The sequence below is a fragment of the Cupriavidus sp. 01L46 genome (assembly GCF_056399905.1).
In genome coordinates, this window is the sequence record NZ_JBFTSF010000120.1 from 1 (window position 1) to 18,682 (window position 18,682).

At 63.9% G+C, this 18,682-nt stretch carries 15 protein-coding genes, 1 tRNA gene and 1 pseudogene; 8 read left to right on the top strand and 9 right to left on the bottom strand.

The window, feature by feature from the left end:
• Positions 1-88 precede the first annotated feature (88 nt).
• Both ettA and AC1DS3_RS21150 read right to left on the bottom strand, forming a co-directional pair.
• A complete protein-coding gene (ettA, locus tag AC1DS3_RS21145; protein WP_477127882.1) occupies positions 89-1,756 on the bottom strand; it encodes an energy-dependent translational throttle protein EttA in 1,668 nt (555 codons plus the stop codon).
• Between the two features lie 64 nt (positions 1,757-1,820).
• Positions 1,821-2,576, bottom strand: a complete 756-nt coding sequence (locus AC1DS3_RS21150) for a FadR/GntR family transcriptional regulator (RefSeq protein WP_477127883.1) — start codon at positions 2,574-2,576, stop codon at positions 1,821-1,823.
• Between the two features lie 311 nt (positions 2,577-2,887).
• Between AC1DS3_RS21150 and AC1DS3_RS21155 the strand changes: the two genes are divergently transcribed.
• From AC1DS3_RS21155 to AC1DS3_RS21190, 8 genes are all read left to right on the top strand, one after another.
• The gene (locus AC1DS3_RS21155; protein ID WP_477127884.1) at positions 2,888-4,639 is read left to right on the top strand and encodes an IlvD/Edd family dehydratase; all 1,752 of its coding nucleotides are present in this window, start codon (positions 2,888-2,890) and stop codon (positions 4,637-4,639) included.
• A 98-nt stretch (positions 4,640-4,737) separates the two neighbouring features.
• A complete protein-coding gene (locus AC1DS3_RS21160) occupies positions 4,738-5,910 on the top strand; it encodes an ABC transporter ATP-binding protein (RefSeq protein WP_477127885.1) in 1,173 nt (390 codons plus the stop codon).
• Complete coding sequence (locus AC1DS3_RS21165; protein WP_441637802.1) at positions 5,907-7,229, top strand: ABC transporter substrate-binding protein; 1,323 nt, start codon at positions 5,907-5,909, stop codon at positions 7,227-7,229. The genes AC1DS3_RS21160 and AC1DS3_RS21165 overlap by 4 nt, the downstream gene beginning before the upstream one ends.
• Before the next feature lie 122 nt (positions 7,230-7,351).
• Positions 7,352-8,251 carry a carbohydrate ABC transporter permease gene (locus AC1DS3_RS21170; RefSeq protein ID WP_441637804.1) on the top strand — a complete coding sequence of 300 codons (900 nt, stop codon included), beginning with the start codon at positions 7,352-7,354 and terminating at the stop codon, positions 8,249-8,251.
• The gene (locus AC1DS3_RS21175) at positions 8,248-9,135 is read left to right on the top strand and encodes a carbohydrate ABC transporter permease (RefSeq protein WP_441637806.1); all 888 of its coding nucleotides are present in this window, start codon (positions 8,248-8,250) and stop codon (positions 9,133-9,135) included. The genes AC1DS3_RS21170 and AC1DS3_RS21175 overlap by 4 nt, the downstream gene beginning before the upstream one ends.
• Positions 9,136-9,265: 130 nt before the next feature.
• On the top strand, positions 9,266-9,490 hold the full coding sequence (locus AC1DS3_RS21180; protein ID WP_043350086.1) for a hypothetical protein: 225 nt from the start codon (positions 9,266-9,268) through the stop codon (positions 9,488-9,490).
• 59 nt (positions 9,491-9,549) lie between these two features.
• A complete protein-coding gene (locus tag AC1DS3_RS21185) occupies positions 9,550-10,044 on the top strand; it encodes a M48 metallopeptidase family protein (protein WP_043352367.1) in 495 nt (164 codons plus the stop codon).
• 305 nt (positions 10,045-10,349) lie between these two features.
• Positions 10,350-12,179: a DEAD/DEAH box helicase gene (locus AC1DS3_RS21190; protein WP_441637808.1), complete on the top strand. Its 1,830-nt coding sequence runs from the start codon at positions 10,350-10,352 to the stop codon at positions 12,177-12,179.
• Between the two features lie 49 nt (positions 12,180-12,228).
• On the opposite strand, the gene AC1DS3_RS21195 is transcribed toward AC1DS3_RS21190, so the two are convergent.
• From AC1DS3_RS21195 to AC1DS3_RS21225, 7 genes and pseudogenes are all read right to left on the bottom strand, one after another.
• Positions 12,229-13,560, bottom strand: coding sequence for a PQQ-dependent sugar dehydrogenase (locus AC1DS3_RS21195; protein WP_477127886.1), 1,332 nt, complete (start codon positions 13,558-13,560; stop codon positions 12,229-12,231).
• A gap of 242 nt (positions 13,561-13,802) precedes the next feature.
• The gene (locus tag AC1DS3_RS21200) at positions 13,803-14,660 is read right to left on the bottom strand and encodes an endo alpha-1,4 polygalactosaminidase (RefSeq protein WP_441637934.1); all 858 of its coding nucleotides are present in this window, start codon (positions 14,658-14,660) and stop codon (positions 13,803-13,805) included.
• Positions 14,661-14,929: 269 nt separating this feature from the next.
• Positions 14,930-15,005 (bottom strand) — tRNA-Thr (locus AC1DS3_RS21205).
• A gap of 61 nt (positions 15,006-15,066) precedes the next feature.
• Entirely contained in the window at positions 15,067-15,564 is a 498-nt protein-coding gene (locus AC1DS3_RS21210) for a ClpXP protease specificity-enhancing factor (protein WP_441637812.1), read from the bottom strand.
• A 63-nt stretch (positions 15,565-15,627) separates the two neighbouring features.
• Entirely contained in the window at positions 15,628-16,239 is a 612-nt protein-coding gene (locus AC1DS3_RS21215) for a glutathione S-transferase N-terminal domain-containing protein (RefSeq protein WP_006159674.1), read from the bottom strand.
• Positions 16,240-16,497: 258 nt separating this feature from the next.
• Entirely contained in the window at positions 16,498-17,241 is a 744-nt protein-coding gene (locus AC1DS3_RS21220; protein ID WP_441637815.1) for a cytochrome c1, read from the bottom strand.
• A gap of 37 nt (positions 17,242-17,278) precedes the next feature.
• A pseudogene (locus AC1DS3_RS21225) lies at positions 17,279-18,609 on the bottom strand (cytochrome b).
• Positions 18,610-18,682 lie beyond the last annotated feature (73 nt).

An 18,682-nucleotide genomic window follows, 5' to 3' on the forward strand; every position in this document is an offset into this window, starting at 1 on the left:
GGTGAAACTGCAGTTGCCCTTGACGTTAAGCAGTTGCAGCTGAAGTTGCAGTTGCAGTTCAAAGACCACAACCGCCCCCTCTCTCCCCTTACCGAACAATAGGCTTATAGCGAATCCGCTTAGGCTTAGCCCCCTCCTCACCCAGGCGCCGCTTCTTGTCCGCCTCATATTCCTGGTAATTGCCGGGGAAGAATTCCACATGCGACTCGCCTTCGAAGGCCAGGATGTGGGTGGCGATCCGGTCCAGGAACCAGCGATCGTGGGAGATCACCATCACGCAACCGGCGAACTCCAGCAGCGCGTCTTCCAGCGCGCGCAGCGTTTCCACGTCGAGGTCATTGGACGGTTCATCGAGCAGCAGCACATTGCCGCCGGAGATCAACGTCTTGGCCAGGTGCAGGCGTCCGCGCTCGCCGCCCGAGAGCGTGCCCACGTGCTTCTGCTGGTCCGAGCCCTTGAAGTTGAAGCGGCCGATGTAAGCACGCGACGGCGTTTCGTAGCGGCCGACCGTCAGCACGTCGGCGCCGCCGGAGATCTCTTCGAACACGGTCTTGCTGCCGTCGAGCGCATCGCGGCTCTGGTCCACGTAGGCCATCTTCACGGTCGGGCCGACCTTGATCTCGCCGCTGTCCGGCTGTTCCTTGCCGGTGAGCATGCGGAAGAAGGTCGACTTGCCGGCGCCGTTGGGGCCTATGATGCCGACGATGGCGCCGGGCGGCACCTTGAAGCTGAGGTCGTCGATCAGCAGGCGGTCGCCATAGGCCTTGCTCACGCCGTTGAACTCGATCACCTCGTTGCCCAGGCGCTCACCCGCGGGGATGAAGATTTCCTGGGTTTCGTTGCGCTTCTGGTATTCCTGGCTATTCAGTTCGTCAAAGCGCGCGAGACGTGCCTTGGACTTGGCCTGACGCCCCTTGGGGTTCTGCCGCACCCATTCCAGTTCCTTGTGCAACGCCTTCTGGCGGGCCGACTCGCTCGACTCTTCCTGCTTCAGGCGGGCTTCTTTCTGATCCAGCCAGGAGCTGTAGTTGCCCTTCCAGGGAATGCCGTGGCCACGGTCCAGTTCCAGGATCCACTCGGCCGCGTTGTCGAGGAAGTAGCGATCGTGGGTCACCGCCACCACGGTGCCGGGGAAGCGCGTGAGGAACTGCTCCAGCCATTCCACCGATTCCGCATCCAGGTGGTTGGTGGGTTCGTCGAGCAGCAGCATGTCGGGGCGCGACAGCAGCAGGCGGCACAGTGCCACGCGGCGCTTCTCGCCACCCGACAGGTTGCCCACCTTGGCGTCCCAGGCCGGCAGGCGCAGCGCATCAGCCGCGATCTCCAGCTGCAGCTCGGCGTTGTTGCCGTCGCTGGCCGCCAGGATGGCTTCGTACTTGGCCTGCTCCGCGGCCAGCGCGTCGAAATCCGCGTCCGGCTCGGCATAGGCCGCATAGATCTCGTCGAGCTTCTTGCGGGCTTCGAACACGCCGCCCAKCGCGGCTTCCACCGACTCGCGCACGGTTTGCTCGGGATCGAGCTGCGGCTCCTGCGGCAGGTAGCCAATGTTCAGGTTGGGCATGGGCGTGGCTTCGCCCTCGATTTCCTTGTCGAGGCCCGCCATGATCTTCAGGACGGTCGACTTGCCCGAGCCGTTCAGGCCCAGCACGCCGATCTTGGCGCCCGGGAAGAAGGACAGGGAAATGTCCTTGAGAATGTGACGCTTGGGCGGGACGATCTTGCCCACGCGGTTCATGGTGAAAACGTACTGTGCCATGCGGATCCGGGTGAAATTGGGGGGAATCGGCCAAGTGTAGCAAAGCCGGTCAGCACAAGGCCCGTCAGCACGCCTTCCTGGCGCGTGGCACGGCGCCCGGCGTGACGGCTGCGCGCTTGCGCGCACGGGTCAGGCTGGAGGTCAGGCGGCGGTAAGCGATGTCCGTATGCCGCTGCATGACCACGCGCGCCAGCTCCGGATCCTTGCGGCGCAGTGCCGCCAGGACTTCGCGATGCTCGGCGATGGCCTGGGCCCAGACCTCCGGCGTCTCGAAGTGGCTGTTCAGCTGATCGAACAGCGGCCCGAGGCGCAAGTCGAAGAGCCGGCGCACCACGCCCACCAGCACGCTGTTGCCGGTGGCTTGCGCCACCCGCACATGGAACAAGCGGTCCGCATCGAGCGGCTTGATGCCGGCGGCGGCTTCGGCGGCCATCTGCGCGATGGCCTCCTCGATCGCATCGAACTGGGCCTTGCGCCCGCTCCGGGCCGCCAGCGCGGCGACCTCGCCTTCCACCAGGGCTCGTGCGCGGATCAGCTCGAGCGGCCCTTCCTCGCCGGACAGGTCGAAGCCCGCGTCGACGGATGACGGCGGCTCGCACACATAGATGCCGGAGCCCATGCGCACTTCGATATAGCCCTCAACCTCGAGCGCGATCAACGCCTCGCGCAGCGATGGGCGGCTCACGCCGAGCTGCACCGACAAATCCCGCTCCGCTGGCAGGCGCGAGCCCGCCGGAAATTCGCCGGCCTGGATCAGCGTGCGCAACTGTGCGCTGATCTGGCGGTACAGGCGTTGCGGTTCGATCGAATGGATAGKCATGTGCAGCCCGAGCGAGCGTCTGGCGAAATTGGATTGACCATTTGTCCAGCCGGCTGGAGTCTAGGCAGCGCGCCAGCGAATGTCCAGGCGGATTCATCGCGCGCTGCAGCATGCCCGGCGGCATCGGTAAAGACCACTAATTGGTAATACCAGTTTACCTGTCCGGACTCGTGAACTAGACTCCGCTCACTCGGCATGCATGCGGCAAGGCAGTGCAATCGGTCGTGGGCATCCGTATCTGCAGCGCACAAGAAAGCGGGCATCAGCACACGTAGCGCTTACGCGCCAGCCGTCGCTACGCGGCCCCCGCAATGACGCAGGAGACCCGARTGAACGACGACAAGCCGACGCCCCTCACGCGTCGCAGCCAGGCCTGGTTTGGCCGCCTCGACCGCGATGGCTTCATCTATCGCTCGTGGCTCAAGAACCGCGGCATTCCTCACGACCAGTTCGATGGCCGTCCGGTCATCGGCATCTGCAACACCTACTCCGAACTCACACCCTGCAACTCGCATTTCCGCACACTGGCCGAACAGGTCAAGATCGGCGTGTGGGAAGCCGGCGGCTTCCCGCTTGAATTCCCGGTGATGTCGCTGGGCGAGACCATGCTGCGCCCCACCGCCATGCTGTTCCGGAACCTGGCCAGCATGGACGTGGAAGAATCGATTCGCGGCAACCCGATCGATGGCGTGGTGCTGCTGATGGGCTGCGACAAGACCACGCCCGCGCTGATGATGGGCGCGGCCTCGTGCGACCTGCCCACCATCGGCGTCTCCGGCGGCCCCATGCTGAGCGGCAAGTTCCGCGGCGGCGAACTGGGCTCCGGCACCGATGTGTGGAAGATGTCGGAGGAAGTGCGGGCCGGCCAGATGTCGCAGGAGGACTTCTTCGAGGCCGAGAGCTGCATGCACCGCTCGCACGGCCACTGCATGACGATGGGCACCGCGTCGACCATGGCCAGCATGGTGGAAGCGCTGGGCATGAGCTTGCCCGGCAACGCGGCGATTCCCGCCGTGGATGGCCGCCGCAATGTGCTGGCACGCGCGTCGGGGCGCCGCATCGTGGAGATGGTGAAGGACAACTTGGTGATGTCGAAGATCCTGACCCGCGATGCGTTCGAGAACGCCATCCGCGTCAACGCGGCCATCGGCGGCTCGACCAATGCCGTGATCCACCTGCTGGCCATCGCCGGGCGCATCGGCGTCGAGCTCAAGCTGCAAGACTGGGATGCGCTGGGCCACGAGCTGCCGTGCCTGCTCGACCTGCAGCCATCCGGGCGCCACCTGATGGAAGACTTCTACTACGCGGGCGGCCTGCCCGCGGTGATCCGCGAGCTGGAATCGGTGCTTGCGCGCGACACGCTCACCGTCAACGGCAAGACGTTGTGGGACAACTGCAAGGACGCGCCCAACTGGAACCGCGAAGTCATCCACGCCTTCGGCGCGCCCTTCAAGGCCAACGCCGGCATCGCTGTGCTGCGCGGCAACCTGTGCCCCGATGGCGCGGTGATCAAGCCGTCGGCCGCCACGCCGGCACTGCTCAAGCACACCGGCCGCGCCGTGGTAYTCGAGAACAGCGAGCACATGCACAAGCGGCTCGACGATGAATCGCTCGACGTCGACGAGACCTGCGTGCTGGTGCTGAAGAACTGCGGCCCGCGCGGCTACCCCGGCATGGCCGAAGCCGGCAATATGCCGCTGCCGCCCAAGGTGCTGCGCAAGGGCATCACCGACATGGTCCGTGTATCGGATGCACGCATGAGCKGCACGGCCTACGGCACGGTGGTGTTGCATGTGGCGCCCGAGGCAGCGGCCGGCGGCCCGCTGGCACTGGTGAAGGACGGCGACATGGTGGAGCTCGACGTGGCCGCGCGCAAGCTGCACCTGCATGTCGATGAGGCGGAGCTGCAGCGCCGCCGCGCCGCGTGGCAGGCGCCCGCGCTGCCGATGGAACGCGGCTGGACGCGCCTGTATGTCGAGCATGTGCAGCAGGCCAACCTGGGCGCCGACATGGATTTCCTGGTGGGCAAGAGCGGCGCCGCGGTGCCCAAGGACAACCACTGAGACACGCTGCCGACCCACGAATCACTACGGCAATCCAATCGCGACGAACTGCCGCCCCCGGCACGAACGGGCATAAGCGGCTCACGGAGACACCACGCATGGCATCGGTCCAGATTCGCGGCATCCAGAAATACTTCGGCAGCACGCAGGTCATCCGCGGCGTGGACATCGATATTGCCGATGGCCAGTTCACCGTGCTGGTGGGGCCATCGGGCTGCGGCAAGTCCACGCTGCTGCGCATGATCGCCGGACTGGAGGAGATCACCACCGGCGAGATCGCCATCGGTAACCGCGTGGTCAACCGCCTGCCGCCAAAGGAGCGCGAYATCGSCATGGTGTTCCAGAACTATGCGCTATACCCGCATATGACGGTCTACGACAACATGGCCTTCTCGCTCAAGCTCGCCAAGGGCGACAAGGACGAGATCCGGCGCAAAGTGGCCAAGGCATCCGCCATCCTCGGCCTGGACAGTTTGCTGGAACGCTACCCGCGCCAGCTCTCGGGCGGCCAGCGCCAGCGCGTGGCCATGGGCCGCGCCATCGTGCGCGATCCGCAGGTGTTCCTGTTCGACGAGCCGCTCTCCAACCTGGACGCCAAGCTGCGCGTGCAGATGCGCGCGGAGATCAAGGAACTGCACCAGCGCCTGCGCACCACCTCGGTCTATGTCACGCACGACCAGATCGAGGCCATGACCATGGGCGACCTGATCGTGGTGATGCGCGACGGCCGCGTGGAGCAGCGCGGCAAGCCGCTGGAGCTTTACGACCATCCCGACAACCTCTTCGTGGCTGGCTTTATCGGCTCCCCGGCGATGAACTTCCTGCCCGGCGTGCTGCGCCGCAGCGGCGGCGATCCCGCAGTCGAGTTTCCAGATGGCACGCGCCTGCCGGCGCCTGCGCGCTTCGATGCCGCTGCCGGCACCGACGGCCAGCGCGTGATCTACGGCGTGCGGCCCGAGCACCTGATCCTGGGCACGCCGGGCCAGGGCCTGCAAACGCGCGTGTCAGTGGTCGAGCCCACCGGCGCCAACACCGAGATCTATTCCCGCTTCTGCGAGGCGGAGTTCATCTCGATCTTCCGCGAGCGCCATGACTTCGCCGCGGGCGACATCCTGAACCTGGTGCCCGACCACCAGCACACGCATCTGTTCGATGCCGACTCGGGCCAGACGCTATTGCAGCGCGGCCCGGCGGCACCGGCGGACGATCCGGGAAGCAGGCATGACCAGCACGGGGCGGAGCCCCTGACCACGGAGGAGACAAAGCGATGAGCACACCGAGCAACTTCACGAGACGCGATTTCCTGGTGTCCACGGCGGCCGTTGCCGCCACCACGGCGATCGGCGGCCATGCCTTCGCCGCGCCGGCTGCACTGCAGTACAAGCCGGAGGCCGGCGCCAAGCTGCGCGTGCTGCGCTGGAAGCGTTTCGTGCAGGGCGACGAGGACCTGTGGAACGCCAACACGAAGAAGTTCACCGAGCTGACCGGCGTCGAGGTACGCGTCGACAACGAAGGCTGGGAAGACGTGCGGCCCAAGGCCGCCGTCGCGGCCAGCGTCGGCAGCGGGCCGGACGTCATCGTTGGCTGGTTCGATGACCCGCAGCAGTACCCCGACAAGCTGGTCGACCTGACCGACCTGGCCACCTACCTGGGCAGCAAATACGGCGGCTGGTACGACGTGTGCCGCAAGTACGGCACGCACAACGGCAAGTGGATCGGCCTGCCGCTGGGCGTGGTCGGCAATGCGCTGGTCTATCGCGAAAGCCACGTCAAAGCCGCTGGCTTCGACACCATCCCCAAGGACCTTGCCGGCTTCCTCAAGCTGTGCCAGGGCCTCAAGGCCAAGAACACGCCCTGCGGATTCGCGCTCGGCAAGGCCGTGGGCGACGGCAACAACTGGGCACACTGGCTGCTGTGGTCGCACGGCGGCATGCTGGTCGACACCAAGGGCAAGGTGGTGGTCAACTCGCCCGAGACGTGGGCCGCGCTGGAATATGCCAAACAGCTCTACGCMACCTTCGTGCCCGGCACGCTGTCGTGGCAGGACCCGTCCAACAACAAGGCCTTCCTCGACGGCCAGATCAGCCTGACTGCCAACGGCATCTCGGTCTACTACGCGGCCAAGAATTCGAAGGAGCCCAAGCTGCAGGAAATGGCGCGCGACATCCAGCACGCGCACTTCCCCATCGGCACGCCCGGCAGGCCCACCGAGCTGATGCAGATCACGCAGATGATGCTGTTCAGGTATTCCAAGTTCCCGAATGCGGCCAAGGCCTACCTGCAGTTCATGATGGAGCCGGAGCAGTACAACCCGTGGATGGAAGCCGCCATCGGTTACGTCAGCCAGCCGCTCAAGGCCTATGAGGCCAACCCGATCTGGACGGCCGACCCCAAGCACACMGTGTATCGCGACTCCGCCGCGCTGATGCTCGACAACGGCCACGCCGGGCCGCTGGGCACGGCCTCCGCCGCGGCCATGGCGGACTACATCGTGGTCGACATGGTGGCCGAAGCGGCCAGCGGCTCCAAGACACCGAAGGAAGCGGCGGCGCGCGCGGCGGAGCGGGCGCAGCGGTACTACAAGACGTAGTGGCCAATTAATGGCCAACTAATGGCCAACTAATGGCCAACGCCTGAAGCGAGATGAGGGCGCGGCGGCACCGCCGCGCCCGCCGAGCCGAACCCTGCGAGGTGCGCCATGCGAGGTGAACCATGATTTCCCGCCTGTTGAACAACCGCCATGCGCTGGGGCTGCTGTTCATGCTGCCCACCGCGCTCTTGCTGCTGGTTTTCCTGACGTACCCGCTMGGCCTCGGCGTATGGCTCGGCTTCACCAACACCAAGATCGGCGGCACCGGCGAATGGATCGGGCTGTCCAACTACAGCTACCTGGCGGGCGACTCGCTGACGCAGCTGGCACTGTTCAATACGATCTTCTACACCGTGGTGGCCAGCGTGGTGAAATTCGCGCTGGGCCTGTGGCTGGCGCTGCTGCTCAACAAGAACCTGCCGTTCAAATCCTTCTTCCGCGCCATTGTGCTGCTGCCATGGATCGTGCCGACCGCGCTGTCGGCACTGGCATTCTGGTGGATCTACGACGCGCAGTTCTCCATCATCAGCTGGACGCTGGTCAAGCTAGGGCTGATCGATCGCTATATCGACTTCCTGGGCGACCCATGGCTGGCGCGCTTGTCTACCATCGCGGCCAATGTCTGGCGCGGCATTCCCTTTGTCGCCATCTCGCTGCTGGCTGGCTTGCAGACGATCTCGCCCACGTTGTACGAGGCCGCATCMATCGACGGCGTGACGCCATGGCAGCAGTTCCGCTATGTCACGCTGCCGCTGCTGACGCCGATCATCGCGGTGGTGATGACCTTCTCGGTGCTGTTCACGTTCACCGACTTCCAGCTGATCTATGTGCTCACGCGCGGCGGCCCGCTCAACGCCACGCACCTGATGGCCACGCTGTCGTTCCAGCGCGCGATTCCCGGCGGCTCGCTGGGCGAAGGCGCKGCGATCGCCACGATGATGGTGCCCTTCCTTCTGGCCGCCATCCTGTTCTCATACTTCGGCCTGCAGCGGCGCGGCTGGCAACAGGGAGGCGACAAATGAAAGCGACGGCCGCAGCGGAGCAGCAAGACACCGCGCAGGGGATGGACTACCTGCAATCGATGCCGCGGCGCTGGGTGACCATCTACATCCCGCTAGGCATCTTCGTCTTCGTGCTGCTGTTCCCCTTCTACTGGATGGCGATCACTGCCTTCAAGCCGGACGGCGAACTCCTGATGCGCAGCGCCAACCCGTTCTGGGTGATGGCGCCCACGCTCGCCCACTTCAAGAAGCTGCTGTTCGACACCCCCTACCCGGAGTGGCTGCTCAATACCGTGATCGTCTCCACGATCTCCACCTTTGCCTCGCTGGCCGCCAGCGTGCTGGCCGCGTATGCCATCGAGCGGCTGCGCTTCCAGGGCGCGAAACAGGTAGGCCTGGCCATCTTCCTGGCCTACCTGATCCCGCCCTCGATCCTGTTCATCCCGCTGGCATCGATCGTGTTCCAGCTCGGCCTGTTCGATACGCGCTGGGCGCTGATCCTCACCTACCCCACCTTCCTGATCCCGTTCTGCACCTGGCTGCTGATGGGCTACTTCCGCTCCATTCCCTACGAGCTGGAAGAATGCGCGCTGATCGACGGCGCCACGCGCTGGGAGATCCTGGTCAAGATCATCCTGCCGCTGGCCGTGCCGGGGCTGATCTCGGCCGGCATCTTTGCCTTCACGCTCTCGTGGAACGAGTTCATCTACGCGCTGACCTTCATCTCCTCGTCGGAGGTGAAGACGGTGCCGGTGGGAATCGTCACCGAACTGATCGAAGGCGACGTCTACCACTGGGGCGCGCTGATGGCGGGTGCCTTGCTGGGTTCGCTGCCGGTGGCGCTGGTGTACTCGTTCTTTGTGGAGTACTACGTGTCGGGCATGACGGGCGCGGTGAAGGAATAGCCGGAATAGCCGCATGGCGGCAGCCAGGACGCGTGGGGCCATGGCAGGCTAAAATGCGAAGTTATCCTGCCGTGAGCCCGCGCGCCCGGCAATGTCGCATTCGAACCACTCCGCCTCCAAGCCCGATCCCATGAGCAAACCCGCCCGCACCCTCACCTTCAAGTGCAAGAAGTGCACCAAGCCAGTCACGCTATTCCTGCAGAAGGTGTCCGCCTGCTCGCACATCACGCCGTACCAGGGCTTTTGCAAGTGCGGTGAAATGGTGCGCCACGCCACCGGCGACAAGGACGCCGTGGAGTCCTTCGTCAGCTCGGTCGAYGGCAGCTGGGCCCACCATCACCACCATCACCATTGAGCACCCGTAGCACCCCCGCGCCCACCAGCGAGACGTGGCGCCCCGGCGTGAAGGATCCGCTGCGCTTTCTCGCCGCATATCCCGACGGCGTGCTCGACCAGGTGCGCCAGATGGTGGCCGCMAATCGCCTGGGCGAGCACCTGGCGAAGAAATATCCCGCGCGGCACACCGTACAGACCGACCGCGCGCTGTACGACTTCACCGCCGAGCTGAAGCAGGAATTCCTGCGCACCGCGCCGCCGATCCATAAAGTCGCGTTCGACGCCAAGATCGACGTGGTCCATCGCGCGCTCGGGCTGCACACCGCCATCTCGCGCGTGCAAGGCGGCAAGCTCAAGGCCAAGAAGGAAATCCGCGTGGCGTCGCTGTTCAAGGAAGCACCGCCCGAGTTCCTGCGCATGATCGTGGTGCACGAGCTCGCTCACCTGAAGGAAAGCGATCACAACAAGGCGTTCTACCGCCTGTGCGAATACATGGAGCCGGCGTACCACCAGCTGGAGTTCGATACGCGCCTGTTTTTGGCGTGGCGCGAACTGGAGCCTGCGCAGGGCTAAGCCAGGCTCCCTCACGCGCAGCCTGCTGGCTTTGCCTGCGTCGCCAGGCGATGCAAGCCGGCGAAGACCCGGGCGAAGATCGATCCGAGCGGCCTGGCGGCCGTCTCATTCCGCGCACGTCAATCCGGCGCTTCCGCCCCCGCCAAAATACCGAAAACGCCAAGACGCGCAGAAAGTCTATATTTTCGATTCTATTGTATTTACAATCGGCCCAGATCAATGCCTGCAGCATCTTGTGGCCGCACTGGGTCCGCGGCGGTACGTAGCAAGGCGCGCAGCTTTCCACAAACAAAGACAAGAAGGCTATGGCAACGCTGATTCCCGCGCTTGGCTCGGTCACGTCGCGCATGACAGGTGGGGAAAGACGCTTCGCGGAGCGGCTCGAAGCCAAGCTGGAAGACGACTATCTGTGCTGGTACGACGTCGCCATCGGCGAGAAGACCCGCCACCCTGACTTCATCGTCTTCCACCCTAGCCGGGGCCTGCTGGTGCTTGAGGTCAAGGACTGGAAGCTCAGCACGATCCAGCGCATGGACCAGCGCACCGCCGCCTTGATCACCGAGCGCGGCGTGGTGCATGAAATGAATCCGCTGGAGCAAGCGCGGCAGTTCATGTTCTATGTGCTGGACCTGCTGCAGCGGGATCCGCAGCTTGTCTGGCCCACCGGTTCGCTCAAGGGCAAGCCATTCTTTCCGTATGGCGCAGGCATCGTCCTCGCCAACATCACGCGTGCGCAGTTCGAGCAGACCAACCTTGGCGAGGTACTGCCCGCGCACCTGGTGATCTGCAAGGATGAGATGGCGCCCGAGGCGGAACCGGAAGCGTTCCAGAAACGCCTCTGGGAGATGTTCCCGGTCAAGTTCACGTTCAAGCTGTCGCTGCCGCAGATCGACCGTATCCGCTGGCATCTTTTCCCGCAGATACGCATGCCGGAACAGCGCGCGCTGTTCCCGGAAGACACACACGATCCGCAGGACATTCCCGACATCCTCCGGGTGATGGACCTCCAGCAGGAACAACTCGCCCGAAGCCTGGGCGAAGGCCATCGCGTCATTCACGGTGTAGCCGGGTCCGGCAAGACGCTGATACTCGGCTACCGGGCCGAATACCTCGCCAGGGCGGCAACGCGGCCCATCCTGGTGCTCTGCTTCAACAAGACGCTGGCGGCCAAGCTATCCGCGACGATGGCGGAGAAAGGCATTGAAGACAAAGTGCATGTGCACAACTTCCATGCCTGGTGCTCGCGGCAGTTGCAGGCATTCAACATTGATCTGCCCAAGGGCAGGGCCGACGACGCACTCTTCGAGTCCTTTGTGTCGCGGGTCATTAAAGGTGTCGAGCGCAAGGCCATTCCCGGTGGTCAGTACGATGCGGTGCTCATCGACGAAGGTCACGACTTCCGGCCGGAATGGTTCAAGCTCATCGTGCAGATGGTCAATCCGGATAGCAACTCGTTGCTCGTTCTGTACGACGACGCACAATCCATCTATGGCGGCGCAAAGAAGCGCAAATTCAGCTTCGCCAGCGTCGGCGTGCAGGCAAAAGGCCGCACCACCATCCTGAAGATCAACTACCGCAATACACAGGAGATCCTGGCGCTGGCGCGCGCCTTCGCCGACGACCTGCTACGGCCGAATGACAACGGCGAGGACGAAGCGCCAACCGTACAGCCGATCGGGGCGGGCCGGCGCGGACAAAAACCGCTACTGATCGCGCTACCCACCATCGAAGCTGAAGCGGAGCGCATTGCGCAGGTCCTGCTTGAAGAAAATCGCACGGGGACGGCGTGGGCGGAGATGGCGATCATCTATCGGCATTGGGAAACGGCAGGCCAGGTCACCAGCGTACTCGCGCGCAAGGGCGTTCCATTCGAATGCCCGCAGATCACCAAACGCTTTACGCCGGGTGGGGACAGCGTCAAGGTGGTGACCATGCACAGCAGCAAGGGACTGGAGTTTCCTCTGGTCTGCATTCCAGGTGTCGGCGCGCCGCACAAGAAAGAAGAACCCATCGAGGACGAGGCCCGCCTGCTTTACGTCGCCATGACGCGCGCCACACGCCAGCTGGTGATGACGCATGGCGAGACATCGCACTTCTCTGCGCGGCTGCGGGCGGCATTGGACAAACTGGCTTGATCGCAGGCAAGCCGCCGGCGATCATGTGACGGCGGCTTGGACGGCCGTGCTACTTCGCCACCACCCGCCAGACCACATTGCCAACATCGTCCGCCACCAGCAACGCGCCGCGCTTGTCGATGGCAACGCCCACCGGCCGGCCTTGCGCGTCGCCGTCCTGCGTCAGAAAGCCGGTCAGCACGTCGAGCKGCTCGCCGGCCGGCTTGCCGTTGGCGAACGGCACGAAKATCACCTTGTAGCCGCTGCGCGGATTGCGGTTCCACGAGCCGTGCTGGCCGACGAACATGCCGTTCCTGAAGCGCGAAGGCAGCGCGTTGCCTTGCGCCGATGCCAGGCCGAGTGACGCGGTATGCGGGCCGACGGCGTAATCGGGCGCAATGGCCTTGGCCACCATCTCCGGCCGCAGCGGCTTCACACGCGCATCTACATGCTGGCCGTAGTAGCTGAAGGGCCAGCCGTAGAAGGCGCCGTCTTTGACCGAAGTGATGTAGTCCGGCACGAGATCGCTGCCGATCTCGTCGCGCTCGTTCACCGCGGTCCATAACGCGCCACTGTCGGGATCCCAGGCCATGCCGTTGGGATTGCGCAGGCCGCTGGCAAACACGCGGTGCGCGCCGGTCTTGGGATCGACCTCCCAGATGGCGGCCCGCCCCTCTTCCTTGTCGAGGCCATTCTCGCCGACGTTGCTGTTGGAGCCGACTGTGACGTAGAGCTTGCTGCCGTCCTTGCTGGCGATGATGTTCTTGGTCCAGTGGTGATTGAAGGCGCCGGCCGGCAGGTCCACCACCTTCACGCCGGGCGCGGTGATCTCGGTCTGCCCCGGTTGATACGGGAAGCGCAGCACCGCATCGGTGTCCGCCACGTAGAAATCATTGCCCACCAGCACCATGCCGAAAGGCGAATGCAAGTCCTTGAGAAATACGGAGCGCGCGTCCGCGACGCCATAGCCATTGGTGTCGCGCAGCAGCGTGATGCGATTGGCGCTGGGCACGCCGGCGCCCGCGCGCTTCATCGCCCGCTTCATCACCCAGCCCCTGATGCCCATGCCATCTTCCGGCTTCGGCGGCGCATTGGTCTCGGYGACCAGCACGTCGCCATTGGGCAGTACGTAGAGCCAGCGTGGATGGTCCAGCTTGTCCGCGAAAGCCACGGCGACGAGGCCATCCGCTGCCGTTGGCTTGGCGCCGTCGGCCCAGCCAATGGCGGGCGCAATGCGCACCGTCGGCAGCAAGGTCTTGATTGGCGCCGGCAACGCCGGGTTGAAGCCCGTACCGGCGGACACTGGCAGGGTCGCGGTGTCGCCGCATGCCGTGAGGCCGGCCGCCATCGGCAGGCAAAGCGCCAGGACAGTTAGAAGAACAGTTAGACGCTGCACCGGCATGATCGGCTCTCCGCGGTAACACGCTTGATCGCTTGCTAAAGGCGTCGCTGCGCCCTGCTGCGTCCACTATAGGRCGCGCGCCCGGCAGCTGCTGTCAGCAGACTGGAATCGCGCTGTAGGACAGAGGCGATACGCGGCAGGCACAAGCCGGGTGAGCTGGAGGGACGGCTTCAGGCGGGGAACCCCGCCCGGGAGGGACCGGCGCCGGCCTGTGGCCGGCGCCGTCTATTCGTCGTGGCCGCTCAATCGCAAGCGTAGCGGAACGCATCATCCAGGTTCAGCGGGAGCACCAGTGTACGAAGGTGCGCTGCCTGGGCCGAAGCGCACAGCGCGGCGCGCGTCGATGCGGTCTTGTATTTCGACGCGTACTCCACGTTGAATACCGCCTTGCCCTGTGCCGTGAACGGCTTGTAGCTCGCGCACTCGTTGTATTGGAAGCACTGCTCGTTCACCGCGAAATCAAAGTCAGTCGCCAGCTGCGAAACCTGGTCCACATCATTCTTCAAGCCCACGGCCAGGCCGCGCGCATGTGCCTGCGCCGCCAGGAAGCGGTTGTAGTCCAGCTGCGTGGCCTCCGTCAGCGGAAAACCGGGCTGATTGGTATAGCCATCCACGTTGTCCGTGTCCACGCCATCGCAGCCCTTGGTCTTCGCCAGATCCATGCGCGCCTGCATGATCTGGCGCACGTTGGCCGAGCGCGTATCGAGCCAACGCTCGCCCGCCCAGCCCGACAACGCGTTGCCCATATCCGCCGCGGCAAACTGTTTGAAATCCGGCCGCCAGTTCTCCGAGCTACCCGCCGAGAAATAGCAGACCACACGCTTGCCCTGCGCCTTCAGAGCATGGATGGTCGCCTGCGGCGTATCCACCAGGTCGATGTCGAAGACCTGCGCCGGGTAGCTCGTGTTGACCGTACCCGTCAGCTGCAATTGCCATGTATCGGCCGCCGTCGGCACCCAGCGCGAGACTGCCAGCGTTTGCGCCGGCGGCGTCAGGGCCGCAGACGATGCATTCACCGCCGGCACGGACTTGACGGAAGCATCCGACTCCGCCGACGAGCCATCCCCTCCGCAGGCCGACAGACAGGCGATCGAGGCCATCCATGCCATGCGTGCGAGTTTCCGATTCACGGATGTGTTCCTTTTGGTTTGCTGCGATCGGGGTGACGAAACCGGGAGAGCCAGGGCTCTGTAAGGTTGTCGGCGGGGGTGGGTAGACCTTGCAGGGTTTCGCGACAAGGTAAGGTATTCGGGTTGGATGACAGGCGCAAGGCRGGCCCAGGAACCGTTGTATTCGAGGCAACGCGAAAGGTGTCCGGCCCAAAAAAACAAAACGGGCTACGCGAATTGCGTAGCCCGTTCTTAAATTCTGGTGCCGGCTGCAGGACTCGAACCCGCCACCTGATGATTACAAATCAACTGCTCTACCTGATGAGCTAAGCCGGCATGTTTGGTGCAGACCGCGATTCTACTGCATGCGGCGCAAATTGACGATGCCTTCCTGTGCTTACTTCACTACCTTCAGCGAAGGTTTCTTGGCGCCAATGCGCGACACGGGCGGGGGCGTGGGTTCGTCGTCGCCGCTGTGGTCTTCGTTGGCTTCCGCGGTGACCAACGGCTCGCTTTCCACCGAGGACAGCTTGGGCGGCGGGTTGTTCTCGCGCTCGGTTGCTGCCTGGGTCTCGGGCACGCTGCGTTCCACGGGGAAGGCCATGCCCTGGCCGTTTTCGCGCGCGTAGATGGCGAGCACGTTTTCGATGGGCACGTCGATCTTGCGCGAGATGCCGCCAAAGCGGGCGCTGAAGCCGATCCACTCGTTGCCCATGTCCAGGCCGCTGGTGGCGTCGAAGCTGACGTTAAGCACGATCTCGTTGTTCTTGACGAACTCGCGCGGCACGCTGGTGTTGGCGTCGACGAAGACGGCGATGTACGGCGTGAAGCCGTTATCCGTGCACCACTCGTAGATGGCGCGGATCAGGTAGGGCTTGGTGGAGGTTTCAGGCATTGTGCTTCCAGTGGCGCAGTCCGGCGGCCCGAGGCGAGCTTGTCGCTTCGGGCCGGAGCCGGTTTAGCGGCGCATCACCTTTTCAGACGGGGTGAGCGCTTCGATGTAGGCCGGGCGGCTGAAGATGCGTTCGGCGTACTTGAGCAGCGGCGCGGCGTTCTTCGACAGTTCGATACCGTAGTGGTCCAGGCGCCACAGCAGCGGGGCGATGGCAACGTCGAGCATCGAGAACTCTTCGCCAAGCATGTACTTGTTCTTGACGAAGATCGGCGCGAGCTGGGTCAGACGGTCGCGGATGGCGGAGCGGGCGCGCTCGTGGTTCTTCTCGGCGGCCTTGCCCTTTTCGTTTTCGAGGGCGTAGACGTGCGTGAAGAGTTCCTTTTCGAAGTTGAACAGGAACAGGCGGGCGCGGGCGCGCTGCACCGGGTCGGCCGGCATCAGCTGCGGGTGCGGGAAGCGCTCGTCGATGTACTCGTTGATGATGTTCGACTCGTACAGGATCAGGTCGCGCTCGACCAGGATGGGCACCTGGCCGTAGGGGTTCATGACCGAAATGTCTTCCGGCTTGTTGAACAGGTCGACGTCACGGATCTCGAAATCCATGCCCTTTTCGAACAGGACGAGGCGGCAACGTTGGGAGAACGGGCAGGTGGTGCCCGAATACAACACCATCATGGTTGGATTCCTTTGATGCGGGGTCGATTGGCTGGATCGGTATTCTGGCAGAACCGATATAGAGAAAGCAAATTAGAGATGCTTGAAGCACATTTAAGTGCATTCGGCGCGCATTAAAGGCGGCTTTGGCGCACATTTATCCAGCATTGCGCCTGCAGCCTATAAAGCAAAAGGGCTGGCGCGGGGTTGCTCTGCACAACACCCGCCCCAGCCCTTCTCCCCCATCAGACCCGCGGGTCTTCCAGGCTTTACCGCGTTTTACTTGATGTCTTTCCAGTACGAAGCGTTCAGGCGCCAGGCGAAGATGGTGAACACACCGAGGAACATCAACACCCAGACGCCCAGGCGCTTGCGCTGGTTCTGCGCGGGTTCCGCCATCCAGTCCAGGAAGCCGACCAGGTCGCTCGTGGCCTGGTCGTACTCGAGCGTGCTCATCTTGCCCGGAGTGAGCTGCTCGAAGCCGGCAAACTTGTGCACCTTCTCGCCGTGCTCTTCCACCTCGACGAACTTGGCGGCGCGCTGGCCTTGCAGCTCCCACAGCACGTGCGGCATGCCGACGCTCGGGAACACCAGGTTGTTCCAGCCCGTGGCGCGGTTGTCGTCACGGTAGAAGGTACGCAGGTAGGTGTACAGCCAGTCGTCGCCGCGGGCGCGGGCGATCACCGACAGGTCCGGCGGCGTGGCGCCAAAGAAAGCCTTGGCATCCTTCGGCGGCATGGCGATAGTCATCATGTCGCCCACCTTCTCGCCGGAGAACAGCAGGTTCTGGCGGATCTGGTCGTCGGTCAGGCCGATGTCCTTGAGGCGGTTGTACCGCATCATGGACGCGCCGTGGCAGTTCAGGCAGTAGTTGACGAACAGCTTGGCGCCGCGCTGCAGCGAGGAAAGATCGCTGGTTTGCACGGGCGCCGGCTCGAGGGGGTAGCCCCCTTCGTTGGCCATGGCGGGCGCGGCGGCAAAGCAGGCGCCGGCCAGCGCGAGAATCGAAAGCAGCTTTTTCATCTTTTGTCCTTGTGCTCTTGTCGGGGTAAGTCCGGGCTCAGTGCGGGTGGAACGTGACACGTTCCGGCACTTGCTTGAACTGGCCGACTCGGCTCCACAGCGGCATGGTCAGGAAGAAGGCGAAGTACAGCAGGGTTCCCAGCTGCGACACCTTTTCACCCACCGGCGACGGCGGCTGTACGCCAAGGTAGCCCAGCACGATGAACACCACCACGAACACGACAAGAATGCTCTTGTGGAAGGACGGGCGATAGCGGATCGATTTCACCGGCGAGTGGTCCAGCCACGGCAGGAAGAACAGGATCACGACCGAGCCGCCCATCACCAGCACGCCCCAGAACTTGGCGTCGATGAAGTAGAAGCCCACGGCCAGGATCACGGCGATGGCAAGCGCGCCAACCTTGATGCGGGGGTGGTGGCGCGCAGCATCGAGTAGAACGGCGTGAAGTACCAGACCGGCGCGATATGCGGCGGGGTCTTGAGCGGATCGGCCGGGACGAAGTTGTTCGACTCCAGGAAGTAACCGCCCATCTCCGGGAAGAAGAAGATCACCGCGGAGAAGATCATCAGGAAGCCGCCCACGCCCATCAGGTCGTGCACCGAGTAGTACGGGTGGAAGGGGATGCCGTCCAGCGGCACGCCGTTCTCGTCCTTCTTGGCCTTGATCTCGACGCCATCCGGGTTGTTCGAGCCCACTTCGTGCAGCGCGATGATGTGCGCGACCACCAGGCCCAGCAGCACCAGCGGCACGGCGATGACGTGGAAGGAGAAGAAGCGGTTCAGGGTCGCGTCGCTCACCACATAGTCGCCGCGGATGAACAGCGACAGGTCGCCGCCGATCACGGGGATGGCCGAGAACAGGTTCACGATCACCTGGGCACCCCAGTACGACATCTGGCCCCAGGGCAGCAGGTAGCCCATGAAGGCTTCTGCCATCAGGCACAGGAAGATCAGGCAGCCGAAGACCCAGACCAGCTCACGCGGCTTGCGGTACGAACCGTACAGCAGGCCACGGAACATATGCAGGTACACCACCACGAAGAAGGCCGAAGCGCCGGTGGAGTGCATGTAGCGCACCAGCCAGCCCCAGGGCACCTCGCGCATGATGTACTCCACGCTGGCGTAAGCCACGGGAATGCCGGCGGCGTTGAGCGTGCCGTCCGGCTTGTAGTTCATCACCAGGAAGATGCCGGTGACGATCTGGATGACCAGCACCAGCAGGGCGAGCGAGCCGAAGAAGTACCAGAAGTTGAAGTTCTTCGGTGCGTAGTACTTGGAAAGATGATCTTCCCAAAGTTGGGTTGCGGGGAAGCGTGCGTCGATCCAGCCAAGCAGGCCGGTCGTCTTTACTTGTTTTTCGGCCGCCATGGTCAAGCGTCTCCTTTTTCATCCTTGCCGATCACGATCTTGGTGTCGGACAGGAACTGGTACGGGGGTACGT